Raw genomic sequence first — 9415 nt, forward strand, 5'->3', positions numbered from 1 at the left:
GTATTCATCATTTACCATAATTATCAATATATTAACACATCTGCGGTTATTGGGCTATCTTTTTCAATCCTTCTTAATTTTCTTTGGAGTTTCCACTACAGGAGGTTTTTTAGTGACTTTCAGATAACATTCGGCACAAATCACAATTCCTCTATACAGAACAATCGACTCTTTACTATTACAGAATAGGCAATGGTGAGAATGGGAACGTACTTTAAGCTTGTGTGGATTCTCTATCATATATAACACTCCTCTTTTTAATATGTAGAACGAATTACCTTTGAACTCCTATTTGGTAAATGTATCATCAATACCGAGCAATTCAGATACCCGTCTCCTGTATCGCTTGGCTTTACGGGTGCCGTGTATAAGATTTGACAAGCGGGAAGCTGGAATTTGATAAGTCTTGCAAAAGGTCTGTTGATCCATATGCCTTTCAACCAACTTCTGCTTAATCGCCCATCCAAATTCAGTTACAGGATGTTTGTCGTTATTCAAAAGACTCACCTTTTTCTGTTTATGTATTGTTGTTACTTATACTTATAATGCTTAATATAGCTTTACACTATCATGCTTAGACTGGAATTTGGAATGATAGGATATTGGTTAACACTCTTCAATTTTTGGACATAATTGACATTCATTCAAATCGGCATATATAATCACTTTGCACATGTGAAAATCAGGAGGACTACAGTTATCTCCCACGATAGCATCAAGATAAACAATCATGGAGCAAGCTAAAATACTACACTTCGCTTATAACAGAATACATCTATTTCTAAAATGAAACCTCGTTATTAAGACACTTCATTGGTATGACTTGGATAATAAGAATTAATTCCTAGCTAAACTTTTTTCAAAGTTAGATTCATTCTCTACTTTATAAACTTTGCTCTGTCGGCACTTCTCCATCTTCAAATGGTTTAAAAAATGGCAACGCGAACGATCCGAAGTCTTTAATAATCTCTTGGGTCACCCGCTTCCTTCTGTTTTCATGGACACATGGTAGTCCCCGTTTTCCGTATATTTCTTGGTCAGAGCAATCAACTCAATGTGCCCCTTGTACCACCCCTCACAAAATAAAAAGAGACAGCAGCGGGCTATTACACCCACACTGTCTCTGCTGAGTTCCATCTAAAACTATGTTGATCTCAATTATACTTTGAATTTGCCGATTTGCCCTTGCAGGTCCTCTGCCATGGTAGACAGGTTTCTTGCAGCTGAAGCAATTTCCTCCATCGATGCCAGTTGCTCTTGTGTTGCAGCAGACACGTGCTGTGTTCCGGCTGCGGCTTCCTCGGCAATCGCTGAAATTTGTCTGACAAAGCCAACGACTTCATCCGTACTTGCAGACATTTGCTCCGATCCAGCGGATACCTCTTCAATCTCACTCGCTACTTTATTAACGGTTTCCTGAATCAGTTCAAAGGATGCACCTGCATTCTGCACGACTTCCCGACCTGTCATGACATCTTTTCCATTGGACGCTACAGCCTCGATCGCATGGGCAGTGTCCTTTTGAATCAACCCAACAAGCTCCGTAATTTGTTGAGCAGAATAAGCCGATTGTTCAGCCAATTTGCGCACTTCACCCGCAACTACAGCAAATCCGCGACCGTGTTCTCCTGCTCGGGCTGCTTCAATTGCAGCATTCAGGGCAAGAAGATTTGTCTGACTTGAAATATTGGTGATCACATCAATAATCTTGCCAATTTCGTCGGAACGCTCTCCCAATCCAGCCATAAGATCAGCCAGACCATTCATCGAATGATTTACTGCGTTCATTTGTGTAACAGCCTGTTGAATCAGTTGGTTACCTTCAGCTGATTTGTGGGCCGCATCCTGAGCAGATGCAAATACATTTTGCGCACGAATGGCAATTTGTTCAACACCGATAGACATTTCCTCAATAGCTTGGGATGACTTCGTAACCATATCCACCTGTTGAGCCGTGCCTGTAGCTACTTCTTGCACCGTCTCGGTTATTTGTGCGGAAGCTTGGCTATTTTGTTCTGCGCTGGCTGTCAATTCCTCTGAGGAAGTAGTTACCAACTCTGACGTTTTACTAACCGATTGAATCAGTTGGCGCAGGTTTTGAACCATTGCATTAAAAGAATGTGACAAGGCATGGATCTCGTCCTTGCTCTTCACTGTTATTTCCTCGCCCGTCAGATCACCTGCTGCTATTCTCTCAGCAGCGCGACTGATTCGCAAGATTGGTTTGGATATGGATTGCGCTATGAGGATAGAAATCACCAGCGCCAAGACGACTGCTGCAACGCTTAAAACGATGACCATTTGTCTACCTGAAATATAGTTGTCAACTGCTTCTTTCGTAGTCAGTTTTGATCCATCTGCATTCAATTTAATGAGCTTAATAATCATATCGTTTGCGTTATTCCATAGCGCATAAGACTCTTTGTGAAGAATGCTTGATTGAGCATAATCGTTAGCTTTGCCCGCTGCAATCACTTCTGGCAATTTATCCAGGTACTCTGAATATTTTTTGGAGAAATCATCATACATTTCACGTTCTTGAGGAGTAGCAATTAATTTCTCGTATGTTTTTCGGCCGTTCTCGACCTTTTTCAAAACCTGATTGTATTCAGTTTCAACCTTTTTCACTTCCTCAGGGTCACGTTCTACAATTATATTCAATGAGAGCCGCTCTACATCGGAAACATCACCGTTTAAAGTTCCCAGAATAGTCACACTCGGCATCCAATGACTATCAATTTCCATCGATGTGTCACCTAAGTTTTTCATTTTTGAGATGGACACTGTACTTATGAGAATCAATAAAACAATAACCGTAAGAAAACCTAATAACAATTTTGTTCGGATGTTGAATTTCATATATTCGCTCCTCAATCTCTTTTTAGTAAATATTATATCGACAAGAATCAACACATTATTTATATCAAACTAAAGAGATTTTTCAGAACTGTTTCCAAAAGGGAAAATTTTACTTTGTGATGATTAGTGAAGCTGATTCAGGTTTGTTTTATAAACAGCGTGGACGTGTTATGTTGATCTCGAGCAATAGTTCCGCCATATAGCAAGGGGAATGCTTAAAAACCTCATTTACTCCTTCTATGATTATCCCTAAAATAGCGTAGGCGTAGTAACTTGGTATGGTTGCAAGAAAATCTTCTTCTGGTCGCGGACTAGCCGTTGCCGGAATTACACTTAGTGTGATTCCTTTAGTTGTTCTAATCATTTTTGGCATATTTACTGCGTTAGGCTCATATAGCATTTGGTCTCTTTTAACCTTTATACAGATGAGCCGTTTACCAGTCTTTTTTTTATGAAACATTAGCCTTCACCAGTATTAAAAATACCGTTATTTATTGGATTTTTCACAATCCCAATAAATAACGGTATCAATTGATATGCTACATATAATTTTATCAGTTTAACATAGCTAATCTCGGATCAATCATTCTAACCCTTTCAGGACACTTTATTCTCAATCCGCAGCTTATCAGCTACCATCGCAATAAATTCGCTATTCGTTGGCTTGGATTTAGAAATATTAATCGTATATCCAAATAAGTGAGAGATACTGTCGATATTGCCACGTGTCCATGCTACCTCGATGGCATGACGAATGGCGCGTTCCACGCGAGATGCCGTCGTTTTGAATTTTTCGGCGATTGCCGGATATAATGTTTTGGTGATAGAACCCAAAATTTCAATATTATTGTACACCATCGTAATGGCTTCGCGTAAATATTGGTAACCCTTAATGTGGGCTGGCACACCGATTTCATGGATAATGGCCGTAATACTGGCATCTAGGTTTTTAGTTTTCCCCATTGGAACCACATTAGAACGCATGGAAGAAATGGTCAACGGACTGCTGCTGACTAATTGTGGCCCCACCAATTGACGAACGCGGTTGGCAAGCACTTCCATGTCAAACGGCTTCAAAATATAATAAGATGCCCCGAGCTGTACGGCCCTTTGCGTAATATTTTCTTGACCGAATGCAGTCAGCATAATGATTTTCGGCTGTGGAGACAGGTTCATTTCTCTCAAGCGCTCCAATACACCGAGACCATCCAGATGAGGCATGATAATATCTAAAATAAGTACATCAGGTACGTTGCGGGATTCTGCGATGTGTTGGAGCACTTCTTCACCATTATAGGCGATTCCTGTAACTTCCATATCCTCCTGATCGGAAATATATTCGGCAAGCAGATTCGTAAATTCCCGGTTGTCATCAGCCAACAATACCTCAATTTTTTGCAATGTACTTCCTCCTTATTGAGTGTTCTTCAGTTAGGATATCAGTTTACAGCAAATAAATATTTCTTGTCGGAGTATATGATTTCGACATCGAATTATGAATTCCTTCTGTCGAAAATTATTTTTATTTATTTTATTTATTGTTTCCATTATAATTAATTCTTTAACTTGCTATTACGAGCTTATTCTTGGGCTTTCGACAAAAAAATCTTAAGGCCACTAGCTCGCCTTAAGATTCGAGGATGATTTGAAGCTTATGTTATTCTGCATGATTCCTGCATCGCGTAGCATCCATTCGATAAAGCAGCCGTAGCCTGATTTCGGATCATTAACAAATACATGCGTCACAGCCCCGATGAGCTTGCCGTTTTGAATAATTGGGCTTCCGCTCATCCCTTGTACAATTCCCCCGGTCTTGTCCAGTAGCTTTGGATCTACGATACGGATAACAAGTCCTTTGGTTGCCGGTTTATCCTGTTGAGAAATGTGTACGACCTCTGCCTGAAACCGCTGAATCTGCTGACCTTCCAATACAGTCAAAATTTCTGCGGGTCCTTCCCTTACTTCATTTGCAAGTGCCACAGGAATCGGCTTGGAATATAAACCATATTGCGGCTCATCTGACATCTTCCCAAAAATCCCGAAGTTCGTGTTTCGTTCAATATTACCTAACACCCGATGATCCTTGAGAAAATGTGCGCGTTTTTCCCCAGGTTCACCACTTTGACTTTTCGCAATTGACGTCACATTGGATTGTACTATTTCCCCGCTCCCCACAACAATGGGGGTCTGGGTATTCATGTCGGTGATAACGTGCCCTAAGGCCCCGTATACCCCCTGATCCGGTGCGTAAAAGGTCAAGGTGCCTACACCCGCAGCCGAGTCCCTGATATACAGTCCAAGCCGCCAAGCTTTGTCATCGCGATCATAAGCTGGTGTCAGCTTGGTGGAAATCGTCTGCTCCCCTCGGCAAAGCGTGATGTCGAGCGGCTTTTTGTTCTTGCCTGCTTCCTCTACAGCCTCCGCTACCCTTGTCAGGCTATCCAGCGGTTTTCCATTCATATGGGTGATCCGGTCACCGAGACGAATCCCGGCCGTCTCTCCAGGTGACACCTTGCGGTCCATACTTTCCTGAATGACATGATGACCAACAACAAGCACCCCTGAAGATTTTACTTTGACCCCAATCGTCTGACCCCCTGGATACACCTTCAAGTCGGGAATCACGCTATCTTGAGTCGTCTTCGCTACATGGGAACCGAATAATTCCAGAGAAGCTTGTGGAGGCAGCGCTGCATGCACAGGCTTGGCGTTACCGATACAACAAATAAGAAAAACAAGCAAAAGACCGAGCAATTTGATCCTGGAGTAAAAATTCAATGGCTGTCACGCTCCCTTTGCTTCTTTCGCTTGACGAGTAAAGGTGGTCGCCAATTGCGTACCTATAAGGTAACCTTGCCCCCAGGCTTTTATAACTGTTAATCATTACGCCAGCCGCTCTTTTCAGGCTTTCTTTCCTTCCGCCAGATTCAGCATTTCCTGTGCGTGATGCAAAGTTTTTTCGGTAATTTCCACGCCGCCCAGCATACGCGCCAATTCCTTCACACGTCCGTCCTCGTTTAACGCCTCAATTTGCGTCATTGTACGTTCGTCATGAACATTTTTTTCAATGAGATACTGATGATCCGCCATACATGCCACCTGCGGCAAATGAGTAATGGAGAACACCTGACAGACGGAAGACAAACGATACAGTTTTTCCGCAATGGATTGAGCCGCACGACCACTGACCCCAGTATCCACCTCGTCAAAAATGAGTACCGGAATTTGATCATGACGGGCAAAAATACTTTTCATCGCCAACATGATACGGGACAGCTCACCACCAGAGGCAATCTTGCCCAGTGGACGAAGCGGCTCCCCCGGATTCGGTGAAATCAGAAACTCCGCATTATCAATGCCCTGCTTGGTTGGCCGTACCCGCCGACCTTTATATTCGTATCCGCGCGGATCTTCAATCGGATCAATACGTACCTTGAGTGACGTTCTTTCCATTTGCAGATCCTTTAGCTCCTGCTCTACCTGCTCGGCCAGCTCTTCAGCACAAATTTCACGCGCTTCTGTAAGCTCTTCTGCAATCTGGAGCAAATCCGAAAGCAATTCATCCCGCTTGGCAATTAACTGCTCCAGCCGTTCATCCTTATTCTCCAGCATATCGGTTTCCTGCTCAATACGGCTATAGTATTCCAAAATCTGCTCAATACTATCACCATATTTTCGCTGTAATCCGGTAATTTGGTTTAGCCGTTGCTCCACTTCATGTAGCTTGCCCGGATTAAATTCAATATCCTCACGGTATGAGCGTAATTGGAACGCCGCATCCTCTAACTGGTAAAAAGCAGATTGAATCTGCTCCGCAATGGGCTGGAGGCTTTTGCTGTCGTAACCTTGGACATCATTCAAGCTGGACAACACGTTATTAATCATGTCCAGTCCGCCTCTGCCACTTAGCAGCTCGTAGGCTCCTGATATCCCATCCATCATTTTCTCACTATGGGATAGCTTGACCCGTTCTTCTGCCAATAATTCATCCTCTCCCAATTTAAGCTCAGCAGCAGCAATTTCCTCCAATTGGAACCGGTACATGTCCAATAGCTGGTAGGCTTTTTGACTGGAGCTTTGCAGCTCCCGCACTTCTTTTTCCGCTTTGACAAAAGCATTATAACGCTCTCTGTAGAGCATTTTGACCGGACCGATGACCGAATCACCGAACGTATCCAGCAACGTCAGGTGGCGGTCTGCGCGTAGCAAACTTTGATGCTCATGCTGACCATGAATATTGACGAGTTGCTCTCCTACCTCGCGCAGCATCGTTAAATTAACCATTTGTCCGTTAATCCGTGATGAACTTTTGCCTTGTACGGTCAATTCCCGCCGAATTAATAGATGCTCTTCCGCATTCGCTTTGATTCCTTGTTCTTCTAGCGTTGCCCAGACCGGATGCTTTACAGGAAGCTCAAACAGCGCCTCCATTTCTGCCTTTTCACATCCATAACGGACCAGATCAGCGGAACCTCTGCCTCCAGCAATCAGACCGAGAGCATCAATAATGATCGATTTACCCGCGCCTGTTTCCCCAGTCAATACGTGGAACCCTTTATAAAAATGAACATCGACAGCCTCTACGACTGCCAAATTTCGTATAGATAAAGTGACCAGCATCGTTCTTTCACCTCTATGATGTACGAATTCAAACGTCTAATAAGCCTGAGAAATGTGTTCAGGAAATGTAGCCCATAAGACGATTCACAATAGTCTCACTGTTCTCTTCCGAACGGCAAATAATCAAAATGGTGTCATCGCCACTAATGGTGCCCATAATTTCAGACCATTCAATGTTGTCCAGTAATGCTGCAATCGAATTTGCCGTCCCCGGCAAGCACTTCATCACGATCAGATTGGTCGTATAGTCAATATGCAAAAAGTTATCCACCAATGTACGTTTCAGCTTCTGCGCCGGGTTATATCGCTGATCTGAGGGCATCGAATACTTATATCTGCCATCATCCATCGGAACTTTAATAAGCAGCAGTTCCTTGATATCCCGAGATACGGTAGCTTGAGTGACCTGAAAACCAGCCTTGCGTAAAGCTTCCACCAGATCGTCCTGCGTTTCAATTTCCCGTTGTGAAATAATTTCCCTGATTTTAATATGTCGTTGACCCTTCATAAAATCCTCCTATGGATTACTCTTCATATTCCTCTTCTTCGATGTCTTCCACCAATGTAATAAGGCGGATACTTTGATCGTCCGTATCAACGTACAATACGCCCACACAGCCCGGATAAAGCAGTAGATAAGGCAGAAGCCTGTCCCGCAAATCAGGACCATTCCACTCCATCGGTCTCTTGCGACGCGACGTTTTGACCATATATGTCGAACCTTTTCGCACAGCCACATAGTCTATAAACAAACGGCTATACACGGTATGTCCATTCACTTTAAAAGCAAGCGGTATTTTCATCTTTCCGCCCACCAGTTCATAACCCGCGTCTTCCAGCAAATCCACAGCAGGCCCTTCGTCCATCTCCTCGTTAATCGGTATCGTCTTTAACACAAGCGGTCCCGGCTCCTTTAACCAGGTGCGCAGGCCATAAAATGCCCATACCGCTAATATTACGCCGATCACAATAATGATAACCGTATCATATCGCGTATCCATGAATCGATCACCTCATGGACATATTCTAGGACAGAAGGTAAAATCCCTTTTCTCCTGTATATCTCATTATATGCGAACGTGAGTTCGTTGATCAATCCCTCACACCAAAAAGAGGTTCCCTTAAGTTCACAGAACTCTTGAGAACCCCTGAATGTTACTTACGCGATGGACCATTATTGAAGGTCTGACCCGCTTCCTGAACAGTAAGGTCAATTAACGGACGGAAATCAACATTTTCATGTTGCGGGTCTACACCAGCAGACTTATCCAAACGCCAATGGGCCAAAAATTCAATATTGCCTTCCCCACCCGTAATAGGGGAATAAGCCAATCCTTGCAGCGAAAGTCCCAGCTCATGCGAGAACGTCAGGATGGTTTGCAACACTTCTTTATGCGTTGCGGAATCACGAACGACACCCGATTTCCCCACCTTTTCACGCCCGGCTTCAAATTGCGGCTTGATCAGAGCCACAATGTCAGCAGGCTGATGCAGCAACGCAAGCAATGGAGGTAATATAATTCGCAGCGAAATAAAAGAAACATCAATACTTGCGAAATTCGGCACAGGACCGTTCAAATCCGCAGGCGTCATATATCTGAAATTCGTTTTCTCCATTACGCATACCCGTTCGTCATTACGAAGCGACCAGTCCAGCTGATTATATCCCACGTCAATGGCATATACATACTCCGCTCCGTGCTGGAGCGCACAGTCCGTAAATCCTCCGGTGGATGACCCGATATCCAGCATCGTCCTGCCCTTCATATCCAGCTCGAATTGACGGATAGCCTTTTCCAGCTTCAATCCTCCACGGCTTACATACGGATGCACTGCGCCTTTTACTTTAAGCTCGCTATCGCGAGGCACCTTCATACCCGCCTTTTCGATCCTTTCGCTGTCGGCCAGTACTAGACCTGCCATAATGGCGGGGTTT

At 43.7% G+C, this 9415-nt stretch carries 8 protein-coding genes; all 8 read right to left on the reverse strand.

Translation table 11 applies throughout. The features are described 5' to 3' along the window. Nucleotides 1-288 precede the first annotated feature (288 nt). Nucleotides 289-498 carry a hypothetical protein gene (locus L696_RS32180; RefSeq protein WP_025685857.1) on the reverse strand — a complete coding sequence of 70 codons (210 nt, stop codon included), beginning with the start codon at nucleotides 496-498 and terminating at the stop codon, nucleotides 289-291. 660 nt (nucleotides 499-1158) lie between these two features. Next, complete coding sequence (locus L696_RS0123680; protein ID WP_025685858.1) at nucleotides 1159-2859, reverse strand: methyl-accepting chemotaxis protein; 1701 nt, start codon at nucleotides 2857-2859, stop codon at nucleotides 1159-1161. 597 nt (nucleotides 2860-3456) lie between these two features. Next, nucleotides 3457-4260 carry a sporulation transcription factor Spo0A gene (gene spo0A / locus L696_RS0123690; RefSeq protein ID WP_025685860.1) on the reverse strand — a complete coding sequence of 268 codons (804 nt, stop codon included), beginning with the start codon at nucleotides 4258-4260 and terminating at the stop codon, nucleotides 3457-3459. Between the two features lie 216 nt (nucleotides 4261-4476). Beyond that, nucleotides 4477-5637 (reverse strand): SpoIVB peptidase, encoded by a 1161-nt coding sequence (gene spoIVB / locus L696_RS0123695; protein WP_025685861.1) that lies wholly within the window; start codon nucleotides 5635-5637, stop codon nucleotides 4477-4479. A gap of 123 nt (nucleotides 5638-5760) precedes the next feature. Further along, nucleotides 5761-7479: a DNA repair protein RecN gene (recN, locus tag L696_RS0123700; RefSeq protein ID WP_025685862.1), complete on the reverse strand. Its 1719-nt coding sequence runs from the start codon at nucleotides 7477-7479 to the stop codon at nucleotides 5761-5763. 58 nt (nucleotides 7480-7537) lie between these two features. Further along, nucleotides 7538-7987 carry a transcriptional regulator AhrC/ArgR gene (gene ahrC / locus L696_RS0123705; RefSeq protein ID WP_025685863.1) on the reverse strand — a complete coding sequence of 150 codons (450 nt, stop codon included), beginning with the start codon at nucleotides 7985-7987 and terminating at the stop codon, nucleotides 7538-7540. A 16-nt stretch (nucleotides 7988-8003) separates the two neighbouring features. Further along, on the reverse strand, nucleotides 8004-8480 hold the full coding sequence (locus tag L696_RS0123710; protein WP_025685864.1) for a hypothetical protein: 477 nt from the start codon (nucleotides 8478-8480) through the stop codon (nucleotides 8004-8006). 154 nt (nucleotides 8481-8634) lie between these two features. Then, a partial coding sequence (locus L696_RS0123715) for a TlyA family RNA methyltransferase (RefSeq protein WP_049827512.1) occupies nucleotides 8635-9415 on the reverse strand: 781 nt, incomplete at its 5' end.

The sequence above is a fragment of the Paenibacillus maysiensis genome (genome assembly GCF_000520815.1).
Lineage (GTDB): Bacteria > Bacillota > Bacilli > Paenibacillales > Paenibacillaceae > Paenibacillus > Paenibacillus maysiensis.

Excerpts from the sequence above, each read along its gene's own strand:
- L696_RS0123680 (WP_025685858.1), bottom strand. The coding sequence starts at position 2,859 with ATGAAATTCAACATCCGAACAAAATTGTTATTAGGTTTTCTTACGGTT.
- recN (WP_025685862.1), bottom strand. The coding sequence starts at position 7,479 with ATGCTGGTCACTTTATCTATACGAAATTTGGCAGTCGTAGAGGCTGTC.
- ahrC (WP_025685863.1), bottom strand. The coding sequence starts at position 7,987 with ATGAAGGGTCAACGACATATTAAAATCAGGGAAATTATTTCACAACGG.
- L696_RS0123710 (WP_025685864.1), bottom strand. The coding sequence starts at position 8,480 with ATGGATACGCGATATGATACGGTTATCATTATTGTGATCGGCGTAATA.